Raw genomic sequence first — 22627 nt, 5'->3', positions numbered from 1 at the left:
TTTGCGTATGGGCTTCTGTGCGGGGTTGCGCACGGGTCTATGTGCGGGTCCATGCATGCATGGGCTTGCGCACGACGGCACGGACCGAAGCTCCGAGGCCCCGGGCCCCGGGGCAGTTGTCATCCCACGGCGGTACGGCGCGGTCGCGGACGCCGGTCACCGGGACGGCGACGGTCCGGGCGATAGCGGGCGGGACCGGGACCGAGCAGGTCCGCCCGGAACAGGCCGTAGGTGATCCGCCGTTGCGCGGCGGCCTCCAGTTCGTCCCGCAGAGGCCCCTTGCGCAGCACCGCATCAGGACCGAGCAGGCCCTCGACGACGGCCAGCGCACCGGCGATGTCTCCGTGGTCGAGACGTTCGCGCACACCGGTCAGGCAGTCCGGACGCCGGTGGGCCCGGTCGATGGCCTGGAGGCAGGGAAGCGGCGTACCGGTCAGGGCGACCAGCAGCTCCTCGCGGCGGATCTCGGCCGGGTCGTGGTCCAGTGCGGCGAGAGCCCCGTCGACCAGCCCGATGCGGTGCCGGGCTCCCCGGCACTCCACGATGCGCGACTGCCCGGCCCGCTCAGCGGTCCGCGAGCGGACCGATGCCGATACCGATGCCGGGTCCGGGGCCGTCGGCGCAAGGTCCGGTACGAGGGCGCGAGCGACCAGCGGGTGCAGCTGACCGGCCTCGATCGAACCGCTACGGATCAGGTCGAGGTCCGGCAGCACCCAGGTCGCCGCATCCGGCAGCACCGGCGATGTGGCAGCCGTATGCGCATCCTTGGCCCCCACCGCAACCCGCACGACGGGAGGCGTCCCGCAGTCGTCCTCGCCTTCCTCCACGTACACGAGAATCCGGCGGCGGCCTCCCAGCCGTACGCTCACCGCCCCTCCGGGTCCCTGCCCCTCGGCACGGAGCAGGATCGCCGCCTCCGCTGCCCAGCGGTCGACGGCGTACGGACGATCCGGCGGCAAGGCGACCAGCAGATGCGGATCAACAGCCTTACGGACAGAGGCTGTTGGCCGGTCAGCTCCGGAGCGCATCCGCAGCTCGTCGACCCTGCGCGCATCCCACAGGTGGCGGTGCAGATCGAGCCGGAAGCGGCGGTTCGGATGGGGGTGGGGATGGCGGCGGGCACCCGGTTCGGCGTGCGACCCGTCCCACAGGGTGAGGCTGACCCGCTGTCCGGCGTCCGCCCAGGCGGGCGGGGTCCGGACAACGAGGTACAGCGGGTCCGGCGGCCCGTCTGGCTCCGGACCGCCGTAGCGGGCCAGTGCGATCGTCAGCCCCGGGCGCAGCAGCCCGTGCGGAGCGATTCTCGGCAGATGCCAGCGCAGCAGGTCGGGAGCCAGATGGCGCAGGTCGGCCCGGATGCGGGCGGCGAACGCCGTTCCGTGGCTGCGCGCCACGGAACGGAGCTGGAGATCGACGTCGACGCCGGCGGCAGCGCATGCCCCGGCCCAGTCCCCCGCCTGTCGGCGGGCGGTCGCCGTCTCGATCATGGCGGCCGGCACGGCGAACTCGCGTACGCGCGGCCAGAAGGAGGTATGGGTCGGTCGGGAATCCCGATTCGCGATGTGATGGTGCATCAGCACTCACCTTGCGCGGACGGGTCCCCCAATCTGTTCATGGAGTGAGTCATCGCGGGAAGCCTAGCTCCGGTCACCGTGATCCGCCAGAGAGTTTTTCGTGACCGGAGCCGGAGCCGCCCTCGCACCTCACCCGGGGGCAGTTGCCGGCGGGCGTGGCCCACTCGACGGACCGGACGATCACACCGTCGGGCCACACGGGACCCGACCGTCGGTTGCGCGGGGCGGGAGTTCTCCCGTGTGATCGCCGACAGCCCCACCCTCACGGCCTGCCTGCGCGGACTGCCCGACCGCCACGTGCCCTTCGGCCGCATCCAGGAGTTGACGCTCGCCGGACGGACCAGCCCCGAGACCGCCACCGAGCAGGGAAGGGAACGCATGGCGGAGGACGGGCCGCTCCCCAGCGGGAGGGGGGGCGGCCCGACCTCGTACCGTCGTCGCCTCAGGGGGTCAGCCATCGCCTCGGGGACTCAGAAGAAGACCCCGCACCTCAGCAGCACATTCGCGTACGGCCGCGCCTCCCCCGTACGCACGACCAGGCGGGCCGTCGCCGTGAGCGTCTTCAGTTCGTCGTGCGGGAGCAGTTCCAGCCAAGGGAAGTGGTCGTCCAGCAGGGTCGCGGCCTCCGGGTTGGCGTCGCGGATCTCCTGGGCTGCCGTCGCACCCTCCACGGCCAGCTCGTCGAGCAGGCCGTCCAGCACCTCCGCGAACGACGGGGTCCCGGCCCGGAAGGCCAGGTCGACCACCCGTGGTCCCGGCGGGATCGGCATGCCCACGTCGCAGATCAACACGCCGTCGCTGTGGCCGAGTTCGGCGATGGCACCGGCCAGGTGTCGGTTGAGGATGCCCGACTTCTTCACAGCGCGTCGACCTCCTCCAGCGTCGGGAACGACTCCTGCGCACCCCGGCCCGTGACCGCCGCCGCACCCACGCGCACCGCGAAGGCCGCCGCCTGCCGCAGGTCGTCGCCGCGGCCCAGCCGCCAGGCCAGGGCCGCCGTGAACGCGTCCCCGGCCCCCGTCGTGTCGACGGCCTCGACCTTCGGGCTGACCAGGTGGTCCAGGGAGTCCGTACGGCTGTCGGCCACCAGGGCACCTTCCGCGCCGAGCGTGATCACCACCGAGCGCGGGCCCAGCGCAATCAGCGCCGGAACCCAGTCCTGCGGGGTCTCCCCCGCTGCCGCGCCCAGGATGTACCGCGCCTCGTGCTCGTTGACCACCAGCGGATCGCAGGCAGCGAACACCTCCTCGGGCAACGGGGCGGGCGGGGACGGATTGAGGACGAACCGGGTGTCCGGTCCCAGGCCGCGTACCGTCTCGGCCACGGTGTCGAGAGGGATCTCCAGCTGTACGGAGATGACCCGGGCGGCCGCCAGCAGCGGGGCCGCCGCCCGGACGTCCTCGGGAGTCAGGCGTCCGTTGGCCCCCGGGGAGACCACGATGCTGTTGTCGCCCGAGGGGTCGACGGTGATCAGGGCGACCCCGGTCGGGGCCCCGCCGACCAGGACGCCGCCCGTGTCGACGCCCGCGGTGCGCTGCGTCTCCAGGAGAAGGCGGCCGTGGCCGTCGTCGCCCACCCGGGCCAGGAGCGCCGTACGGGCTCCCAACCGGGCTGCGGCGACGGCCTGGTTGGCGCCCTTGCCGCCGGGGTGGACGGCCAGGTCGGAGCCGAGCACCGTCTCGCCGGGCGCGGGGCGGCGCTCGACGCCGATCACCAGGTCGGCGTTGGCCGACCCGACGACCAGCAGGTCGTACCGGTCGTCAGGGGCGTTGTCGTGCATGTGCGTGCTTCCTGCTTTCGTCGTTCCGGGTTAGCCGGGACCACCGGGGCAACCGGTGTCAATGGGCCGGTTCACGAACCGGCTCACGGACCGGTTCAGGAGAAGTCGGCGACGTTCTCCCGGGTGACGACCTTGACCGGCACCTTCACCATGGTCTCGACCTCCTCGTCCTTGGCGGCCTTGACGGCGTTGCGCACCGCGATCTTGCCCAGTTCGGCGGGTTGCTGCGCCACGGACGCGTAGAGCGTGCCCGCCTCGACCGCCTTCAGGCCGTCCGGGGTTCCGTCGAAGCCGACGACGGACACGGACTTTCCGGCCTTGCCGCCGAGGGCCTTGGCCGCGCCGAGGGCCATCTCGTCGTTCTCGGCGAAGACGCCGGTGACGCCGGGGTGCGACTGGATGAGGTTCGTCATGACGTCCAGGCCCTTGGTGCGGTCGAAGTCCGCGGGCTGCTTGGCGACCACCTTGATGCCCGGGTACGCCTTGAGGCCCTCGGCGAACCCGGCCCCGCGCTCACGGCTGGCGGAGGTGCCCGCCGTGCCCTGGAGGATGACGATGCTGCCCTTGCCGCCGAGCTTGTCGGCCAGCGCGTCGGCGGCGAGCTTGCCGCCCGCCACGTTGTCCGAGGCGACGAGGGTTGCGGCGTCCGCCTTGTTGACGCCCCGGTCGGCGGCGATCACCGGGATGCCGGCCTTGTTCGCGCTGCGTACGCCCGGCCCGACGGCGTCGGAGTCCACCGGGTTGACGATGATCGAGGAGACACCCGCACTCGTGAAGTTCTGGAGCTGGTTGGCCTGCTGGGAAGCGTCGTTCTGGGCGTCGGTGACGGTGAGGTCGATGCCCGCCTTCTTCGCCTCCGCCTCCGCGCCCTCCCGCATCTGCACGAAGAAGGGGTTGTTGAGGGTGGAGAGGGACATGCCGACCCTCGTCGCACCTCCGGACGAACCGGAGTTGAAGAGGGAGACCGCTCCGATGACGATCGCCGCGCAGAGGGCCGCGCCCGTGAGCTTGAGGGCGTTCCTCCGGCCGGAGCCGGGTGCGCCCGGGGCCGTCCCGGCCGAGGTGGCCGCTCCCGAACCGGACTTGCGCCGCAGCGTGTCGAGAAGGACGGCCAGTGCGATGACGACGCCGATGACGACCTGCTGCCAGAACGCCGATACGGAGAGGAGGTTGAGGCCGTTGCGGAGCACGGCGAGGATGAGCGCGCCGATCAGGGTGCCGGACGCCTTGCCGACGCCACCGGCCAGGCTGGCGCCGCCGATGACGACCGCGGCGATGGCGTCGAGTTCGTATCCCTGGGCGGCCTGCGGCTGGGCGGAGACGAGGCGGGAGGCCAGGACGATGCCCGCGACGGCGGCGAACAGGCCGGACAGGGCGTAGATGACGATCTTCTGGCGCTTGACGCGGAGCCCGGAGAGCCGGGCCGCTTCCTCGTTGCCGCCGATGGCGTACATCGAGCGGCCGATGAAGGTGCGACCGAGGATCAGGGCGGTGATCAGGCCCATCGCGATCATCACGAGGACCGGTACCGGGAGCCAGCCGCCGAGCGTGTCGCCGAGCCGCGAGACCGACTCGGGGAAGGCGATCGGGCTGCCCTGCGAGATGACGAGAGACAGACCGCGGGCGATCGAGAGCATCGCCAACGTCGCGATGAACGGCGGGAGTTTGCCGTACGAGACGAGGGCGCCGTTCACGAAGCCGCAGGCGATGCCGGTGACGATCGCGAGCACGACCGCGAGGACCACCGGCACTCCGGCGGAAGTGGCCGACCAGGCGAGGACCGTCGCGGAGAGGGCGGCCACCGAGCCGACGGACAGGTCGATGCCCGCCGAGACGATGACGAAGGTGACGCCGAACGCGAGGATGGCGGTGACGGCCGCCTGGACGCCGACGTTCAGCAGGTTCTGGGTGGTCAGGAAGTCGCCGGAGAGCAGCGACATCGCCACCACCAGGACGACCAGGGCGCTCAGCGCGCCGTTGTCGAGCAGGACGCGGCGTATCACGGAGACTCCGCCCGCGCCCGTGTCACTCTTGACGGTATCAGTGGCCACGGGGGCCCTCCTTCTCCTGCTTCGTTGCGGGGTGTTCGGTGGGGGCGGGGCTGTCGGCAGGGGTCGGAGCGTCGGCGGGGCCGGGACCGACCGCGAGGGCCATCACGGCGTCCTGGGTCGCCTCCGCCACCGGGAGCTCACCGGCGATCCGTCCCTGGGCCATGACGAGGACCCGGTCGCTCATGCCGAGGACCTCGGGCAGGTCGCTGGAGATCATCAGGACGGCGTGCCCGGAGGCGGTGAGCTCGTTGATGAGCTGGTAGATCTCGACCTTGGCACCGACGTCGATGCCCCGGGTCGGCTCGTCGAGGATGAGCACCCGGGTGTCGGCCAGCAGCCACTTGCCGATCACGACCTTCTGCTGGTTGCCGCCGGACAGGGTGCGTACGTGCTGCCCGAGCCCGGACATGCGGACACCGAGCTGCTGGGCGATGCGGGCGGCGGCGGTGCGCTGGCCCTTGAGGTCCACCAGCCCGGAGCGGCTCGCGGAACGCAGGGTGACCAAACCCAGGTTCTCCTGCACTGAGGCGTCGAGGACCAGGCCCTGGCCCTTGCGGTCCTCCGGTACGAGGCCTATCCCGGCGCCCATCGCGGCGGGAACGTCATGCCGGGCGAGGCGCTCGCCGCGTACGTCGACGGTGCCCGCGTCGTACGGGTCGGCACCGAAGACGGCGCGCGCCACCTCCGTACGTCCGGCCCCGACGAGTCCGGCGAGGCCGACGACCTCCCCGGCGTGCACATCGAAGCTGACGTCGTGGAAGACGCCGTCCCGGGTCAGTCCCCGCACGGAGAGCAACACCTCACCCGTGTCGGGGCGTTCACGCGGGTACTGCTGCTCGATGCTGCGGCCGACCATGAGCTGGACGAGTTCGTCCTCGGGGGTCGACGCCGGGACCTGGTCGATGCTGCGGCCGTCGCGGAGGACGGTGACACGGTCGCCGAGCGCGGCGATCTCTTCCAGGTGGTGGGTGATGAAGACGATCCCGACGCCGTCCTCGCGCAGTTGGCGCACGATCGCGAACAGCTTGTCGACCTCCTCGGAGGTGAGCACTGCGGTCGGTTCGTCCATGATGAGGACACGTGCGTCCAGGCTCAGCGCCTTGGCGATCTCGACCATCTGGAGCCGGGCGATGCCCAGTTCGCGGACCTTGGCATCGGGCTTGACGTCGACGCCGACCCGGCGCAGCAGCTCTGCCGCGTCCTGGCGCATCCGCCGGTGGTCGACGAGGCCGAAGCGGCGCGGCTGGCGGCCCAGGAAGATGTTCTCGGCGACGGTGAGGTCGGGGACGAGGTTGAATTCCTGGTAGATGGTGGCGATACCGAGCCGTTCGGCGTCCTGCGCGCCGGCGATGCGCACCTCGCGGCCCTCGGCCAGGATGCGGCCGCGGTCGGGACGGTAGGCGCCGGAGAGCATCTTGATGAGGGTGCTCTTGCCCGCGCCGTTCTCGCCGAGCAGGACGTGGACCTCGCCCCTGCGGAGGTCGAAGTCGACGCTGTCGAGCGCCACCACGCCGGGGAAGGTCTTGCGCAGACCCTCGATGCGCAGCAACTCGTCTGGTGCGGCCACCAGTTGCTTGTCCGGTGCGGTCACCGGTCGCTCCTCTGGTTCGGTGCGGCCCCGCCGCACGAGCGGCGTACGACGAGGCGGGCGGGCAGGGTGACGGACTGCGGGGTCCGCCCTTCGATCAGGTCGGCCAGCGCGCGTACGGCGGCCCGTGCCAGGTCCGCGGTCGGCTGGGCGATGGCGGTGATCGGCGGATCGGTGTGGACGAACCACGGGATGTCGTCGAAGGCGGCGAGCGCGATGTCGTCGGGGACCCGCAGCCCCCGCGCCCGGATCGCGTCCAGCGCGCCGAGCGCCATCAGGTTGTCGGCGGCGAACACGACCTCGGGCGGCTCGGGCAGGGCCAGGAAGCGTTCGGTGGCGCGGCGCCCGCTGGCCGCCTGGAAGTCGCCCTGTCCGATATAGGCGTCGGGCAGCGCGAGCCCCAGCGCCCGCATGGCGTCCCGGAAGGCCTCGACGCGCTCGTTGCCGGTGGTGGTGGCCGCCGGCCCGGCGATGATCGCGAGCCTCCGGTGACCGAAACCGTGCAGATGGGCGACCAGGTCCTTGACCGCGCCCCTACCGTCGGCCCGGACGACGGGGACGTCGATGCCGGGAATCCAGCGGTCCACGAAGACCATCGGCGTACCGCTCAGGGCCACCTCCCCCATCAGCGGGGAGCCGCCGTCGGCGGGCGAGACGAGGAGCCCGTCGATCCTGCGGTCGATGAGCGTGCGGATGTGGTGGTCCTGGAGTTCGGGCCGCTCGTCGGCGTTGCCGATGATCACGCTGTAGCCGAGCGCGCGGGCCTCCTCCTCGACGAAGCGGGCCAGCTCGGTGAAGTACGGGTTGAGCACGTCGCTGATGACCAGACCGAGGGTGCGGGTCTGGGCCGTGCGCAGTGAGCGGGCCACCGCGTTGGGCCGGTAGCCGAGCTCCTCCACGGCGGCGAGAACGCGGGTGCGCGCCTCCGCACTGACGGACGGATGGCTGTTCAGCACCCGCGAGACCGTGGCGACGGACACGCCCGCCTCGGCCGCGACATCCTTGATGCTCGCCATGTCCGGACCACCTCCTTGTGGTTTCCGTACACCTCGAATCCCCTGGGCAGCCCGGTCGCGCGACGCCATGGAATCGATTACACGGATGATTGGAATCGATTACATGGCCGAAAGCAAGACCCCACCTCGCGTCCGAGACCGGATCGTGACAGGGGCGCGGTCACACCAGTGGCGGCTCGCGCGTCGGGGGCGGCTCGCGCCAGGGGTGGCTTGCGTCAGAGGTGGCTTGCGCCAGAGGTGGGGGAAACGCAGGAGACCTCGGCTGACCTGGGGTCTTCAGTGGTGTCCGAGGGGGACTTGAACTCTCCCCTCCCGCCGTTTCGGGCGGTTTCAGACCGCTGCTGGCCATGCGTTGGCCACGTGGCTTCCGCTCACTCTGGGGAAGCCGAGTACCTTTCGACGCCGGCCCGTCCCGTGGAGCGGTCGAGCAGGCGAAGCTCCCAGGGTCCGGTGTTCACGTCGAAGTCCTTCGCGAACCCGACCCACTTGCCTGCCATGCGTCGGCCGGGACTGCCTCATGATTTCGTTCTCTTGCTCCAACAGCCGGGTGCTCTTGCGGGCCTCGGCCAGCGCGGCCGACCACCCGACGCCGCTGCCGGCCTGATGCCCTCGTCGATGCCTTCGCCGACATCTGGCGGCGTCAAGCAGTCGGAAGGCCCGTCCACTGGCAGCAGCACGCCGACGTTGGTGGGGTCACCGAATCCGGCGGACGGGCTCGAACTCGTCCGCGGGGTGGCCGAGCGGATGCTCCGGGAACTGATCGAGGCCGAGGCCACTGCGAGGATCGGCGCGGAGTGGAACGAACGCACCGCCACCCGGACCGCGTTACGCAATGGCCACCGGGACAAGAGGCTGACCACTCAGGCCGACGACCTGGACCTCGCGATCCCCAAGCTCCGGTCGGGGAGTCGTGATCGACGCCTTGCCGTGACACCGATGCCCGCAGGGAGGGTCGCGCGGTCTCGTGCGGAGCACCACACTCCGCAGGGGGGAATCGCGGGGCGTCAGCCGGTGGGTTCGTCTCAGGCGTGACGAGTCGCGGCAGCGGCGCGTGCCCCCACGACGAGGGTTGCGGCGATGAGGACTGTCGCGAGGATTCCGGTGACGAGCACAGGGGTGGGTGAGAAGGTCGCGGCCAGGATCGCGAGGACGGCGCCGGGGTGGATGATGTCGTTCGTGTTGCGTACCTCGGAAGCCCGGTGGTGCAGGAGCCAGACGACGGTGATGTAGACGGCGACGGGGATGGTGTAGGCAGCTGCGGCAGTGTGGTCGGTGAGGTGGCCGTGGCCGGTGGTGTGGGCGACGTTGAGTGCGAGTCCTGCGCCGACGGCTGCGGCGGAGGCGAAGACGACGTAGTGGCCGTAGCCCCACATCAGGGCGGACCGCAGGCTGGTGAGCCTTCGGGGCGCGTCCTGGGCGAAGTAGTACCACCACAGGGCGAAGACGGTGAGAATGCCGCCGACGACGAGGGTGGCGATGTCGCTGAGCGCGGCGTCTCCGTCGAGGGCGGTTCGGACGGCAACCGTGGCCGCGGTAATCGACTCGCCGAGGACGATGATGGTGAACAGGCCGTAGCGTTCCGCGATGTGGTGCGGATGCCACGTGGTGATGGCGGCCCGCTCGGCCCAGGCGGGGACGGCGAGTTCGGCCAGGGCCAGGACCGCGAACACGGCAAGGCCCCCGTCGCCGGGAAGGAACAGACGTCCGACCCAGCCAGCCTGGACCACGAGGATTCCGGCCGCGTAGCGCAGGCAGGTGGTACGGCGGTCGGGGTCGGAACGCGCTGCGCGCAGCCACTGGGTGACCATCGCAAGGCGCATGACGACATAGCCCCACGTAATGACGGTGAAGTCCTGGTGCTGGAGGGCTTCGGCCGCACCGGCGGCCATGATCAGAGCGCCGGTGATCTGGACCAGGGTGAGGAGGCGGTAGGGGACGTCATCGTTGTCGTAGGCGGAGGCGAACCAGGTGAAGTTCATCCAGGCCCACCAAATCGCGAAGAACACCAGGGCGTAGCCGAGGATGCCGTGGCCGATGTGCCCTTCGGCCAGTTCGTGCTCGAACGCCACGGCCGCCTGGGCCACGGCGGCGACGAAGCACAGGTCGAAGAAGAGTTCCAGGGCGGTCGCGCTGCGGTGCTTCTCGTCCCGCGGGCGGGCGATCATCGGCCGGTACCAGGCGTCGGCGATGAAAGGTGTCTGGCTCATGGGCGTGTGATCCCTGCGGTGCGGTGAGGAGCATGGTGGCGTCGGCGGGGGTGGTCCGATTCAGGCTTGACCGGTCTCGAAGCGGGTTGGTCCTGCCGACGGTGGTGGTGAAGGCCCGACCGGGTACGCATGCTTTCCCAGGTGGACCTGTTGGTGACCACCGGGGAGCGCCTTATCGGGAGACAGGCTCTCCATGCCCATACGGCCGTCCCGAGGAGAAGACCTCCCTTTCGGTCCAGCCGTTGGTGCCTTGGCCTGTCTCGTCGTCGGACATGTTGGCGTCCAGCGCGAGGTCGGCGGGGAACGCGGCCTTGTCGCCGGCGTTGACCGCGGCGACGAACGCGGCCACGACGGGGGCCGGGAACTGGAAGGCCTGGGAAGCCTCCGCAAGCATCGGACGTGAGGGCGGTGGCCGGACAGCACGGCGCCCCCGCCGGACTGGTGCCGGTCAGCGGGTGGTGTAGCCGCCGTTGAGGAAGAGTGTCTGGCCGTTGGCCCACCAGCCCTCGGTCAGCAAGTGCCGCACCCACGGCACGATGTCCTCGATCTTGGTGAGGTCGCCGTTCATCGCGGAGGACTTGTGGTAGGCGACGGAGTCGTCATCCTCGGCGGGATAGAAGAACGCCGTGTCCATCGGTCCCGGAGCGATGGCGTTGACCGAGACGTTCCGGCCGAACAACTCCTTCGACAGGGCGCGAGTGAAGTGCTCGACCGGCGCCTTGCTGCCCGCGTACGACGAGTACAGGCCTGTGTACGCGGCGAGCAGCGACGTGACGATGGTAATGATCTTCCCGCCGTCCTCGATCCGCCGGGCGGCCTCACGCATCACGAAGAACGCGGCCTTGGAGTTGACCGCGAACATGCGGTCGTACTCCTCCTCCGTGATCTCGGTCAGCGGCTTCTTCAGTACCATGCCAGCGGTGTTGATGCTGTAGTCGAGCTTTCCGAACCGTTTCACGACCTCGTCGAGGACCCGCTCCACTTCGGCGACCTTCGTCAGATCACCCTGAATCGCGAACGCCTGGCCCGGCCCCTCGTTGATTTGTGCGACGACATCCTCGGCCTTGGCCCGGGAGGAGTCGCTGTTGTAGTGCACCGCGACCCGGGCGCCCTCCGCGCCGAGGGTGGTACTGATCAGTCCGCCGAGGTTGCGGGACGCGCCACCGACGAAGGCGACCTTGCCGTTGAGCGTCTTGTCCGGGGTATTGGCCATGGATGCCTCCTGCGTTGTGCCGAACGGGAAGGGCAGGGCTCCCCCGACGAACACCGGGGCCATGCCATGCTCAACGAAAACACCGCAGCAAACCGCGCGCATCTTTAGCTGGGCTGCCCCGAGTTTCGTAGAGTCCGGTGATCTCGTTTCAGGCGGACCGCGGGGTTCGCTCCTGGCTCCGCCAGGACCCCGGCAGCCTGGTACGTCCGCGATGGCAACCCCCGCGACCCCCAGCCGACCCGTGTCCGGCGCGGTGAAGCCCTGGGTATGAATGGTCCCTCGTGAAGTGGAACGCAGGGGCCATCGAACTGGGCCGGGTCGTGGTCGGAGAGGGCAACACCTGCCGTCTCCGGAAGCTCGCCGCCTCCGGGGCGGGCCGACTCGGCCTGTCATCCCTGGTCTGACCTGGGGAACCTCTCGGCTGTTGATCACGTGGCTGGTCACGCCAGAGCCTGGAAAAGCAAAAAACCCCTGATCAACAGGGGTTTCAGCTGGTGTCCGAGGGGGGACTTGAACCCCCACGCCCGATAAAGGGCACTAGCACCTCAAGCTAGCGCGTCTGCCATTCCGCCACCCGGACAAGGTGTCTGTCGTTCGCGGTGTGTTCCCCGCGGCGACATGGAAAACAATACCAGGGGTTCGGAGCGCGTTTCACCTGCATATCCGTGGCATACCCGGTGGTCAGTGCGGTGCGGCGGGCCGGTGGTCGGCGCCTCCACGGTCTGGGGAGGTCGCGGGGCTACCTTCGCGTCCATGACTGATCGCGGCTACCGCCCGCCCCGTCCGCTGTCCCCTCTGCGCGAGCACCTGCGCGACACGTTCTGGTTCGCCCCGACCATGGGGTTCGTCTGTGTGTTCGTGCTGTGGCTGGGCGCAACCGAGGTGGATGACGAGATCGTCTCCCTGTTCCAGCGGGAGGAGGCGTACGACGAGCTCGCCGAGCTGATCTCGTTCTCGCAGGACGCGAAGACGATCGTCACCACGATCAGCTCGGCCATGATGACGTTCATCGGTGTCGTCTTCAGCATCTCGCTGGTCGCGGTGCAGATGGCCAGCGGACAGCTCACGCCCCGCGTGGTGCGGATCTTCGTCAGGAGCCGGATCAGCAAGCTGACGCTGACGGTCTTCCTTGCGACGTTCCTGTTCTCGCTGCTGGTCCTGTCCTCGTACGAGAGCGAGACCGACCCCCGGCGGGTGGTCTCGGTCCCCCTGGTGCAGAGCCTCCTCATCCTGCTGCTGCTGGGGATGAGCCTGCTGCTGTTCGTCATCTATGTGAGCGCGACGCTGCGGCTGATGCAGGTCGGGCCGGTCGTCGACAGGATCGCGCGCGACTCGTTCCGGGTCCTGGGCAGGATGCCGAGGGGGCCGCAGGGGGCTGATGAGCTGGGTCCGGAGACCGCGCGGGTGATGCACGAGGGGCGCGCCGGGGTGCTGCGGGACGTGAACACGGCGCGTTTGGTGCGGGCCGCCCGGCGGCAGGACGTCGTCCTGCGGCTGATCCCTCGCATCGGGGACTTCGTGGTGCCGGGGACGCCGGTGCTCGCCGTCCACGGCGGGACCGTACCGCCGCGGAACCGGTTGCGGCACGCGGTCTCCGTCTCGGTGGAGCGCACCCTGCACCAGGACCTGGCGTTCGGACTGCGCCAGCTCACCGACATCGCGTTGCGGGGCCTGTCGCCGGCGGTGAACGACCCGACCACCGCCGTCCAGTGCCTGGACCGGAGCGTGCAGATCCTTGCGGCGGTGGTGCGACTGCCGCTCGGTACGGTCCACCACCGGGACCGGGCCGGGCGGGTGCGGCTGGTGCAGGACGGTCCGGGCTGGGAGGACCTGGTCGACCTCGCCTTCGAGGAGATCCGCTGGTGTGTGGCCGGCAGCCCCCAGGTGATGCGCCGACTCGTTGCGGGGCTGGACGATCTGCTCCTGCTCGCCCCCGAGGAGCGGAAGAAGCCGCTGATCAGGCACCGAGCCCTGCTCGTGCAGACCGTGGAGCGCACGGTACCGGTGACCGCCGACCGGGAGTTCGCCCTTCTTCCGGACCGGCAGGGCATCGGGTAGGAGCACGTCACGGCACGAGGGGCAGGGAGGGTGGGGGCCGGGACCGCCGGAGGCCTCCGGCGGTCCCGGCCCCTCGCTCGTCAGTCGCCGCAGCGGCCCTCGCGCAGGGAGTGCAGGTGCTCGCTCGACTTGCGGGCGAAGGCGAGCGAGTCGACCGGGTTGTCGTGCTCGGCCTGCCAGTGGTGGTAGGAGCGGCCTCGGTGGGTCCGGTTGGTGACCTTGGACAGGAACGTCTTGTAGTCGATGTCCCCGTCGCCGACGTCGGACATGCGGTACCCGTCGCGGGTCGAGTCGTCACGGACCCCGTCCTTGACGTGGAACAGCGGGTAGCGGTCCGGGTGCTTCAGTACGTACTTCAGGGGGTCGAGCGGGGCCGGGGTCCCGTCCGCACGCTTGCTGAAGCGGAACTGGGCGCAGTAGGCCCAGTAGATGTCCATCTCCAGGTGGACCAGGTCCGGGTCGGTCTCGGCGAGCAGCACGTCGTAGAGGCGCACGCGCGGCTTGTCGGTCGCGAAGGAGAACTCCTCGGCATGGTTGTGCTGGTAGAACTTCATGCCGCGCTTGCGGGCGGCCGCCCCGTAGATGTTGAAGTCCTCGGCCGCCCGCTTCCAGCCGTCCACCGTGGAGCCGTAGCGGAAGGGGCCGGAGGGCGTCCCGATGTGCTTGAGTCCGAGGGCCTGGGCGTCGTCGAGCACCCTTTCCAGGTTCTGGGCGAAGGTGTAGGCGCCGGGGTTCCCGTCGTCGTAGTAGCCGACGTGGCTGCCGATCGGGTGGAGGCCGTGGTCCCGGGCCAGCCGCTTGAGCTGGGCCAGGGTGATGGGGCCTGCCGAGCCCTGGGTGTAGCCCGCGAGTTCGATCTCGTCGTAGCCGTACTTCTCCAGCTCGGCGAAGACCGGTGCGAAGCCGAGCGTGGAGATCTGGTCGCGCAGACTGTAGAGCTGGATACCGAGGCGGCCCGGGGGCAGTACGGGCTTGCCCTTCCCCTTGCCGTGACCTTGGTCGTCTCCCTTGCCGTGGCCGTGGCCGTGGCCGTTGCCCGGGCCCCTCTCCCGGCCTGCGGCCTGGGCGCTCGCGGTGCCGATGATCGTGGCGGCGGTGGCTCCGGCGGCGACGCCGAGGACGTTGCGGCGGCTCAGTCTGCGGGCGAGTTCGGTGTCCTTGGAGGTGCGGCTCATGTTCGCGTGACTCCCTTGAGTGACCTGTCGGATGGGGTGACTGGTGGGGTACGAGGTGCGGTGCCGGGTGGTTGTCAGTGCAGTCCGGCAAGCTGGAGGAGCAGGGACTTCACTTCGATGGCCCTGACCCGGTCGGTGAACGCGTGGGGGGTGGAGCACAGGATGAGCGGACCTTCGTCGTCGTTCGCGGGGAGGCGGCCGTGGCTGCCCCGAACAGGTGAGGGGTCCAGGGGGACGACCGCCATGCGGTAGCGCAGGCCGAGCTTCTTGCGGGCGACCGCCGAGACGGCCTTGACCCGGACGTATGGGTCCTCGGGGTCCATGAAGAGCTCGACGGGGTCGTAGCCGGGCTTGCGGTGGATCTCTACGAGCTGGGCGAAGTCGGGAGCCCGTGCGTCGTCGAGCCAGTAGTAGTACGTGAACCACGCGTCCTTCTCCGCCACGGCGACCAGTTCGCCGGAGCGGGGGTGGTCCAGTTGGTGCGCCTTCTTGCCCTCGTCGTCGAGCAGCTGCTCGATGCCGGGCAGGTCCGCGAGGGCGGCCCGGGTCGCCTCCAGGTCCTCGGGGCGCCGTACGTAGATGTGGGCCAGCTGGTGGTCGGCGACGGCGAAGGCCCGGGAGGCCATCGGGTCGAGGTACTCCATGCCGTCCTGCGTGTGCACCTCCAGCAGGCCCGCCCGGCGCAGCGCCCGATTGATGTCGACGGGGCGGCTCACGCGGGTGATGCCGTATTCGGAGAGCGCCACGACGGTACGGCCTTCGGCACGGGCGTCGGCCAGCAGCGGGGCCATGGCCCGGTCGAGGTCGGCGGCGGCCCGGTGGGCGCGCGGGTCGTCGGGGCCGTAGCGCTGGAGGTCGTAGTCGAGGTGGGGCACATAGCAGAGGGCGAGGTCGGGGGTGCGGGTGGCGATGATGTGCCGGGTGGCGTCGATGATCCACTGGGAGGAGACGAGGTCGGCACCGGGTCCCCAGAAGTGGAAGAGGGGGAACGTGCCGAGCTTGTCCGTGAGTTCGTCGTGCAGGGCGGGGGGCCGCGTGTAGCAGTCGGGTTCCTTGCGGCCGTCGGCGTAGTAGACGGGGCGCGGGGTGACCGTCCAGTCGGTGTCGGCGCCCATCGCGTACCACCAGCAGATGTTGGCGACGGTGTAGCCGGGGTGGGTGCGGCGGGCCGCGTCCCAGATTTTGTCGCCCTCGACGAGCCCGTTGTGCTGGCGCCACAGCAGGACGTCGCCGAGCTCGCGGAAGTACCAGCCGTTGGCGACGATGCCGTGTTCGGCGGGCATGGTGCCGGTGAGGAACGTCGACTGGGCGGCGCAGGTGACGGCGGGCAGGACGGTGGCAAGCGGGGCCTTGGTGCCCCGCTCCCCCATGGCCCGGAGGTTCGGCATATGGGCCAGGAGCTGCGGGGTGAGGCCGACGACGTCGAGGACGAGGAGGGGAGTGGGGCGGCTCTCGCCGCCCGCCCGGGGTGGGCGGTCCGTGCTGTCCGTGGTCATGGCAGCTCCTTGAGGCCGTGGTCGACCAGGAGGTCGCGGGCGAGGGTGAGTTCGGCGGCGATGCCTTCGGCGAGCTGGGTGCGTGTGCGGGGCCGCAGTTCGACGGGCAGCGCCTGCCAGGTGTACGTCTCCACCTCCAGGTGTCTCGTCAGCGGCACCGGTCCGCCGACGAGGCGGGCGAGCGCGGCGCGCAGCACGGGCAGGGTGGAGGTGAGCGGGGGCGCGGGCGGCGCGTGCAGCGGTACGTGGAAGTGGGCGCGCCAGGGCGTGCTGTCGGGGAGCGCCCGGCCGCCGATCGCCTCGTCGAGGTCGTCGGTGCCGCGCAGCCCGGCCGCGGTGCTGGTACGGGTCTGGTGCAGGAAGCGCGGTTCGGCGAAGGCTGCGAGCGCGGTGCGGACCTCCGGCAGGTGGGGGCGTTCGGCGTGCAGGGCGGCGGAGAGCTGGGACTTGACGACCCGGATGCCGGCGGCGGTGAGTGCGCCGAGCGCGGTGTCGGGGTCCTCGAAGGAGGTGGCGAGGTGGCAGGTGTCGACGCAGATGCCGATGCGGTCGTGGGCCACGGCGGTGAGCGGGGCGATGGCGTCGGCGGTGGTCTCCACCGTGCAGCCCGGTTCCGGTTCGAGGCCGATCCGGATGGACTTCCCGGTCAGTTCGGCCAGCGCGTCAAGGCGCTGGGCGAGGGTGGCGAGGGCGGCACGCGCGGTACGGGCGGCCTCGGGGTCTTCGCCGTAGGGGGTGCGCCAGGCGAGGGGCAGGGTGGAGATGGTGCCCTCGGTGGCGTCGTCGGGGAGGAGGGCGGCGAGGAGGCGGGCGAGGTCGGTGGTGTGGGCGAGGCGTTCGGGTTCGGTCCAGTCCGGCCGGTAGACCCGGTACTTGACCTCGTCGGCACCGAATCCCTCGTAGGGGAAGCCGTTGAGGGTGACGACTTCGAGGCCGCGGCTGTCGAGTTCGGCGCGCAGCGCGCGGAGCTCGGCAGGGTCGTTGACGAGCGCGCGGGCCGCGTCCCGGGCGAGCCAGAGGCCGATGCCGAGCCGGTCCCGGCCGAGGAGGCGGCGGACCGGTTCGCAGTGGTCGCGGAGCTGGGCGCGGACGCCGTCCAGGGTTTCGGCGGGGTGGACGTTGGTGCAGTAGGCGAGGTGGACGGTGGAGCCGTCCGGGTGGCGGAAGCGCATCGCCTCTCACTCCCCGCCGCGCAGAATGGAGTTGCCCTCGTGGAGCGGTCGGCGCTGGTCGGGCGCGGCGGTGTCGAGCTGGAGGCGGCCGCTTCGTCCGTAGAAGGCGACGGGGTTGCGCCACAGGACCTGGTCGACGTCGTCCTCGGTGAACCCGGCCTTCAGCATGGCGTCGGCGACCTTGCGGGTCTTGAGCGGGTCGCTCTTCCCCCAATCGGCGGCGGAGTTGACGAGGATCTTCTCGGTGCCGTGGTTCCGGAGGATGGTGACCATCCGGTCCTCGTCCATCTTGGTGTCCGGGTAGATGGAGAACCCGGCCCAGCACCCACTGTCAGTGGCGGCCTTTACGGTTGTCTCATTGAGGTGGTCGAGCAGGACGTGCTCCGGGGGGAGGTGCGATTCGCGGATGACGTCGAGCGTGCGGTGCAGGCCGGCGAGCTTGTCGCGGTGCGGGGTGTGGACGAGGGCGGGCAGCCCGTGGTCGGCGGCGAGCTGGAGCTGGGCGGCGAGGGCGTGGTCCTCGGCCGGGGTCATCGAGTCGTAGCCGATCTCGCCGACGGCGACGACGGAGTCCTTGACGAGGTAGCGGGGCAGGGCGTCCAGGACGGGGGTGCAGCGGGGGTCGTTCGCCTCCTTGGGGTTGAGGGCGAGCGTGCAGTGGTGCGCGATGCCGTATTGGGAGGCGCGGAAGGGTTCCCAGCCGAGCAGCGCGTCGAAGTAGTCGAAGAAGCTGGCGGGTGAGGTGCGGGGCTGGCCGAGCCAGAAGGAGGGTTCGACGAGGGCGCGGACGCCCGCGTCGTGCATCGCCTGATAGTCGTCCGTGGTCCGGGACGTCATGTGGATGTGGGGGTCGAAGATGCGCATCAGGACTCCTCCGTGGGGGCGGCGGGGGTAGTGAGGGCGAGGACGGTGCGCAGGTCTTCCGGGACCGTGCGGCCTGCGGCGGTGCGTTCGGCGGCGAAGTCACGGAGCATGCGGGCGAGTTCGGCGTCCCCATGGGCGCGTTCGCCGAGCCGGGCGACGGCCTCCACCGGCACCCCGGTGAACAGGCACTTCAGCACGGCGTGCCGCCAGGCGTGCGGGTCCAGGTGGGCGGCGGCGTAGGGGCCGACCGCCGCGGCGATCAGCCGGGTGTCGTTGGTGCGCAGGGCGTCGTCGACGAGCGGGAGGGCGGTGTCGCCGAGGTCCAGGAGGTGCAGGGTGAGCAGGACGGCGCGGCGTTCGGCGGCGGTGCCCTGTTCGTAGAGCCGGGCGACGTCCCGCAGCGAGGCGCGGGCCTCGACGAGGAGAAGGGAGCGTACGGAGTCGGCGTGCTCCGGTCCGCAGTGGCGGCCCGCCGCGGCGTAGCGCAGCTCCCATGAAGAGGGGGCGGAGGAGAGGGAAGGAGTGGTGGAGGAGGACGTGGCGTAGGGAGAGGGGGTGCGGGTGCTGGGGGCGGTTTCGGTGAGGGCCTCCGCGAGCCAGGTACGGGCGGTGTCGTCCAGTTCGGTGTCGAGTTCCTCGCGGGACTTCAGCACGGGGCGGCTCCCTTGGTTGCGGCGTCGCCCGCCATGGCGTTGCGCAGGAAGTCGAAGGACGTGCGGGCAAGTTCGGGGCCCGCGTGCGAGTGACGGGGCAGTTCGACGACGGTGAGGCCCCGGTAGTCGGACGCGGCGAGAGCGGCGAGCACGGGCGGGAAGTCGATCTCCCCGTCACCGAACGGAAGGTGCTCGTGGACCCCGTGCCGCATGTCCTCGATCTGGACGTGCCGGAGCCAGGGGGCGGAGTCCCTGATGCACTGCACGGGGGTCGCCTCCTCCAGGCACTGGCAGTGACCGATGTCGAGCGTGAGGCCGAGGGGCCCCGGGTTTCCGAGGAGAGCCCGGAGGTGGTGGAAGTCGGCCAGGGTGGCGAGGAGGTGACCGGGTTCCGGTTCGATCGCGAGGGGGACGCCGGACCGGTCGGCGGCTTCGAGAACGGGGGTGACCGTTTCGGTCAGGCGTTTCCAGGCGGTGTCCGTCGAGGTGTCCGGCGGGGTGATGCCGCTGAAGCAGTGGACGGCGTGCGCACCGAGTTCGGCTGCCACGTCGAAGGCGCGGACGAGGAGCGCGGTGCGGGCGGCCCGGGCGTCGGGGTCCGGGTCGAGGAGGGAGGGACCGTGCTTGCGGCGAGGATCGAGGACATAGCGGGCGCCGGTCTCGACGGTGACCCGCAGCCCGAGGGAGGTGAGCCTGCGCCGGACCTGCCGGGTGCGTTCGGCGAGGTCCGGGGCCATGGGGTCCAGGTGCATGTGGTCGAGCGTCAGCCCGACGCCCTCGTAGCCGAGGTCGGCGAGGAGCCCGAGGGCGTCGTCGAGGCGGAGGTCGGTGAGCCCGTTGGTGCCGTATCCGAGGTGGAGGGTCATGTAAGGCTCACCTTCCGGGCGAGGGTGCGGGCGAGCGGGACGAGCCCCATGACGACGAGACCGGTGACCGGGGATCCGGCGCGGGCGGCGAGCGCGGCCTGGAGCGGGATCATGGCCCGGATGCCCCCGCCGACCGCCCGCTGGGTCAGGGGCGGGGACGGGTTGAGCGCGGCGTGCAGGAGGGGTGGTCCGGCGGTACGGAGGTAGACCCCGGTGAACGCGGGGACCAGGAGACGGAGGGGGGCGGCGGACCAGGTGGGTCGGCCTGGGCGGTGGTGCCTCGCTCCGGGGGATGGCGTCCTTGTGTTGGGTGAGGTTGCCCTTGTGCCGGGGGCGAACGCCCTTGTGTTGGGGGAGGTTGCCCGCCTGAAGGAAGCGGTTGCCCGCCTGAAGGAAGCAGTCGTCCCTGCCTCGACGGTGGTTGCACTCGTGCCGGGTGGGTCGAGCGTCTGTCCCAGGGGCTCTCGCAACACCGCCGCGGCGAGTGCCGTCGTGGTGGCCAGCACCGCGAGCGGTGCGCCGGTCGACCCGCCCTGCGCTTCGTGGCGCGACACGGCGGTGACGCCGTAGGTGTGCGCGCCGAGCGCCAGGGCGGAGGGCAGGGCGGGCAGAGCGAGCAGGGATGCGGACAGGGCGCCACGCACCGGTGCCGGAATACCTGCCGCCGGCGCCGGGGCCGCCGTCACAGAGGTTCCCGCCGCCGGCGCCGGGGCCGCCGCCACAGAGGTTCCCGCCACCGAGGACGCCGCCGCGGCAACGTTGTCGGGCCGACGACCGCGCCGACCGGATGCCGCCGCACCGGTAGCCCCCGTCGCCGCGGCCGTCGCACCCAGCAGCAGGTCCAGGGAGCGGGCCGCTGCCATCGCCGCAGGGCCCGCCTTCGTGTGCTTCAGGTGGAGGTCGTAGGCCCAGACCGTGGCGGCCAGGCCGGTGGCGACGGTCAGCGCGGGGCGGCCCGCCCGTGCGGCCAGGGCCAGGCCCGCCGCTGTCAGCACTCCGGCCGCGCCCAGTGCGGCGGCCGGGCTGACGCGGCCCGAGGGGATCGGGCGGTGCGGGCGGTCGACGGCGTCCTCGTCGCGGTCGGCCCAGTCGTTGAGGGCCATCCCCGCCTCGTACAGGCACAGCGAAGCGCCCATGGCGAGCGCGGTGCCCCGGCCGGGCCGGCGGCCCACCGCGGCCGCTCCGGCAAGCGCGTCACCGGGCGCGGAGAACAGGGCGGAGACACGGAGCAGTTCCGCCCAAGCCCGCAGACGCGCGGGGCGCGGGGCCCGGGCCGGGTACGCTCCCCGACCGGCTGCGCGGGGAGCGCCGCTTCCGGGGCGTACACCCGAGCCCCGGACCGCGGCGGCACCCCGGCCCACGGCCCACGGGCCCGAGGTCGCGGTACCGCCCGGGCGGTGGCTCGGGCCCGAGGTCGCGCCCGGGCCCGAGCCACCGCCCCCTGCCCGGGCCCACGGCTCCGCGCCCGGGGCGGCCGCCGTTTCCCCGCCCCCGCCCCGGCTTCCATGCCGGGACGCCGACGTATCGCTACCCCCTCCCCCGTTCAGGCCCGTGGGGGGCGTCCGGAGCCTGTCCGGTGCGGGCGCAGTCCCGCCCGTACCGGACAGGCCGTCTTCGGGAGCGGCGGGCGTCCGGCCGCCGCGTTCAGGAGCGGCCCGGAGAGCGGGCGGGGTGGTCCGGAGGGCGGCCACGAGGGCCGTCAGGCGTCGCCTCATGCCTGGTCCCGCAGCCGCTCGGCGAAGGCCAGCAAGGCGGCGTACTGCTCCGCCAGCGCGGCCGACGTGCCGCCGTCCGGATCCTTGAAGTAGAAGCCCAGCTCCGGCAGGGGGCCGCTGATCCCGGTCTCGTGGGCGCGGGCGAGCAGCCTCGCCAGGTCCAGGACCAGGGGGGCCGCGAGCGCCGAGTCGCAGCCCTGCCAGATGGTCTGGAGGATCATGCGGGAGCCGAGGAAGCCGTCGAAGGCTATGTGGTCCCAGGCCGTCTTCCAGTCTCCCATCGCCGGTACGTCATCGATGTGGACCTCACCCTCGGGGGCGGTGCCGAAGGTGTCGGCGAGGACGCGTTCCTTGCCCGCGTTCTTGGCGGCCGCGGCCGCCGGATCGGCCAGCGCCGCCCCGTCCCCGCCGCCCAGCAGGTTCGACCCGGACCACGCCCGTACCGCGAGGGCGCGTTGGAGGAACATCGGGGCGAGTACGGAACGGAGCAGCGTCTGGCCGGTCTTGCCGTCGCGTCCGGCGTGGGGAAGTCGGCAGGAGGCGACGGTGTCGGTGAGCGCGGGGGTGCGCAGTCCGGTGGAGGGGGTGAAGTTGGCGTAGGCGCAGCCTGCCCTCAGGGCGGCTGCCGCGTACAGGGAACTGGCGGGCAGCCGGGGGGCGTCGGGGCCGGGAGCGGGTTCGGTGGAGGCGACGTTGATGACGACGGTGCGTGCCAGGTCGTGACGGTGGGCGAAGTCGGTGAGGTCGGCGGCGAACGCGGCGATGTGCTCCTCGTCGCCGCGGTGGTCGCCGGGGAGCGGTCCGCCGGGGCGTATCTCGGCGTCGGCGGCGTCGAGTTCCGCGCGTACGGCGGAGGGCAGCCCGTACGGGAGCACCCCGCCCTCGGCCAGCGCCTCGGCCCGCTTGGACAGCGGGCAGTCGAGGGTGTCGTGGCCGCCGAAGACCAGGCTGGTCAGGGACGGCAGGCCGCTGTCGGCGAAGGGGGACGTCTCGGTGACCATGCCGGTCGGCGGGTGGAGGCCCGCTGCGATGGCCGCGCACCCTGCGGTGGCGGTGGTGGCGACGGAGCCGCGTGCCCCGATGAACCAGACGCCGGTGCGGCCTGGGGCGTCGGCACGGCGTTCACGATCGGCGTGTGCGGTCACGGGCTGCCTCCCTGAGGGGGGTCGGGGTGGAGGACGACGGGCGGGGGAAGGTGT

At 71.4% G+C, this 22627-nt stretch carries 19 protein-coding genes, 1 tRNA gene and 2 pseudogenes; 3 read left to right on the top strand and 19 right to left on the bottom strand.

Features of this window, described 5'->3' with window-relative positions; translation table 11 throughout:
- Positions 1-119: 119 nt before the first annotated feature.
- The 7 genes and pseudogenes from RI138_RS28905 to RI138_RS28875 form a co-directional block, all read right to left on the bottom strand.
- On the bottom strand, positions 120-1574 hold the full coding sequence (locus tag RI138_RS28905; protein ID WP_311122240.1) for a hypothetical protein: 1455 nt from the start codon (positions 1572-1574) through the stop codon (positions 120-122).
- Positions 1575-2044: 470 nt separating this feature from the next.
- Positions 2045-2434 carry a D-ribose pyranase gene (gene rbsD, locus RI138_RS28900; protein WP_311122239.1) on the bottom strand — a complete coding sequence of 130 codons (390 nt, stop codon included), beginning with the start codon at positions 2432-2434 and terminating at the stop codon, positions 2045-2047.
- Entirely contained in the window at positions 2431-3354 is a 924-nt protein-coding gene (locus RI138_RS28895; RefSeq protein ID WP_311122238.1) for a ribokinase, read from the bottom strand. Before RI138_RS28895 ends, rbsD begins: the two co-directional genes overlap by 4 nt.
- A 95-nt stretch (positions 3355-3449) precedes the next feature.
- Positions 3450-5405, bottom strand: coding sequence for an ABC transporter permease/substrate-binding protein (locus RI138_RS28890; protein WP_311122237.1), 1956 nt, complete (start codon positions 5403-5405; stop codon positions 3450-3452).
- Positions 5395-6996, bottom strand: coding sequence for a sugar ABC transporter ATP-binding protein (locus RI138_RS28885; RefSeq protein WP_311122236.1), 1602 nt, complete (start codon positions 6994-6996; stop codon positions 5395-5397). The genes RI138_RS28890 and RI138_RS28885 overlap by 11 nt, the downstream gene beginning before the upstream one ends.
- On the bottom strand, positions 6993-8009 hold the full coding sequence (locus tag RI138_RS28880) for a LacI family DNA-binding transcriptional regulator (protein WP_311122235.1): 1017 nt from the start codon (positions 8007-8009) through the stop codon (positions 6993-6995). The genes RI138_RS28885 and RI138_RS28880 overlap by 4 nt, the downstream gene beginning before the upstream one ends.
- A 371-nt stretch (positions 8010-8380) precedes the next feature.
- A pseudogene (locus RI138_RS28875) lies at positions 8381-8515 on the bottom strand (XRE family transcriptional regulator); the annotation flags it as partial.
- Between the two features lie 178 nt (positions 8516-8693).
- Here RI138_RS28875 and RI138_RS32555 point away from each other — a divergent pair.
- Positions 8694-8918 (top strand): annotated as a pseudogene (locus RI138_RS32555) (transposase); the annotation flags it as partial.
- Positions 8919-9031: 113 nt separating this feature from the next.
- Here the strand turns inward: RI138_RS32555 and RI138_RS28865 are convergent.
- The 3 genes from RI138_RS28865 to RI138_RS28855 form a co-directional block, all read right to left on the bottom strand.
- Positions 9032-10216: a low temperature requirement protein A gene (locus tag RI138_RS28865; protein ID WP_311122234.1), complete on the bottom strand. Its 1185-nt coding sequence runs from the start codon at positions 10214-10216 to the stop codon at positions 9032-9034.
- A 172-nt stretch (positions 10217-10388) separates the two neighbouring features.
- On the bottom strand, positions 10389-10610 hold the full coding sequence (locus RI138_RS28860) for a hypothetical protein (protein WP_311122233.1): 222 nt from the start codon (positions 10608-10610) through the stop codon (positions 10389-10391).
- Positions 10611-10664: 54 nt separating this feature from the next.
- Complete coding sequence (locus RI138_RS28855) at positions 10665-11429, bottom strand: SDR family oxidoreductase (protein ID WP_311122232.1); 765 nt, start codon at positions 11427-11429, stop codon at positions 10665-10667.
- 281 nt (positions 11430-11710) lie between these two features.
- Here RI138_RS28855 and RI138_RS28850 point away from each other — a divergent pair, with 281 nt between their 5' ends.
- On the top strand, positions 11711-11833 hold the full coding sequence (locus RI138_RS28850; protein WP_311122231.1) for a hypothetical protein: 123 nt from the start codon (positions 11711-11713) through the stop codon (positions 11831-11833).
- 88 nt (positions 11834-11921) lie between these two features.
- Here RI138_RS28850 and RI138_RS28845 read toward each other — a convergent pair.
- Positions 11922-12009: transfer RNA gene (locus RI138_RS28845), tRNA-Leu, on the bottom strand.
- Between the two features lie 173 nt (positions 12010-12182).
- Between RI138_RS28845 and RI138_RS28840 the strand changes: the two genes are divergently transcribed.
- Entirely contained in the window at positions 12183-13487 is a 1305-nt protein-coding gene (locus tag RI138_RS28840) for a DUF2254 domain-containing protein (RefSeq protein ID WP_311122230.1), read from the top strand.
- Between the two features lie 80 nt (positions 13488-13567).
- Here the strand turns inward: RI138_RS28840 and RI138_RS28835 are convergent, their stop codons facing one another.
- From RI138_RS28835 to RI138_RS28800, 8 genes are all read right to left on the bottom strand, one after another.
- Positions 13568-14662, bottom strand: a complete 1095-nt coding sequence (locus RI138_RS28835) for a sugar phosphate isomerase/epimerase family protein (RefSeq protein ID WP_311122229.1) — start codon at positions 14660-14662, stop codon at positions 13568-13570.
- Positions 14663-14736: 74 nt separating this feature from the next.
- A complete protein-coding gene (locus RI138_RS28830; protein WP_311122228.1) occupies positions 14737-16158 on the bottom strand; it encodes a nucleotide pyrophosphatase/phosphodiesterase family protein in 1422 nt (473 codons plus the stop codon).
- Complete coding sequence (eboE, locus tag RI138_RS28825) at positions 16155-17330, bottom strand: metabolite traffic protein EboE (protein WP_311122227.1); 1176 nt, start codon at positions 17328-17330, stop codon at positions 16155-16157. Before eboE ends, RI138_RS28830 begins: the two co-directional genes overlap by 4 nt.
- 6 nt (positions 17331-17336) lie before the next feature.
- On the bottom strand, positions 17337-18194 hold the full coding sequence (locus RI138_RS28820; protein ID WP_311122226.1) for a TatD family hydrolase: 858 nt from the start codon (positions 18192-18194) through the stop codon (positions 17337-17339).
- Positions 18194-18847 carry an EboA domain-containing protein gene (locus tag RI138_RS28815; RefSeq protein WP_311122225.1) on the bottom strand — a complete coding sequence of 218 codons (654 nt, stop codon included), beginning with the start codon at positions 18845-18847 and terminating at the stop codon, positions 18194-18196. Before RI138_RS28815 ends, RI138_RS28820 begins: the two co-directional genes overlap by 1 nt.
- Entirely contained in the window at positions 18841-19713 is an 873-nt protein-coding gene (locus tag RI138_RS28810; RefSeq protein ID WP_311122224.1) for a sugar phosphate isomerase/epimerase family protein, read from the bottom strand. The genes RI138_RS28815 and RI138_RS28810 overlap by 7 nt, the downstream gene beginning before the upstream one ends.
- The gene (locus RI138_RS28805) at positions 19710-20963 is read right to left on the bottom strand and encodes an SCO3242 family prenyltransferase (RefSeq protein ID WP_449343305.1); all 1254 of its coding nucleotides are present in this window, start codon (positions 20961-20963) and stop codon (positions 19710-19712) included. The genes RI138_RS28810 and RI138_RS28805 overlap by 4 nt, the downstream gene beginning before the upstream one ends.
- 461 nt (positions 20964-21424) lie before the next feature.
- Positions 21425-22573, bottom strand: coding sequence for an inositol-3-phosphate synthase (locus RI138_RS28800; protein ID WP_311122222.1), 1149 nt, complete (start codon positions 22571-22573; stop codon positions 21425-21427).
- Positions 22574-22627 lie beyond the last annotated feature (54 nt).

Origin of the sequence: Streptomyces durocortorensis (assembly GCF_031760065.1) — a bacterium.
Lineage (GTDB): Bacteria > Actinomycetota > Actinomycetes > Streptomycetales > Streptomycetaceae > Streptomyces.
This window is presented reverse-complemented; position numbering and strand designations above follow the sequence as displayed.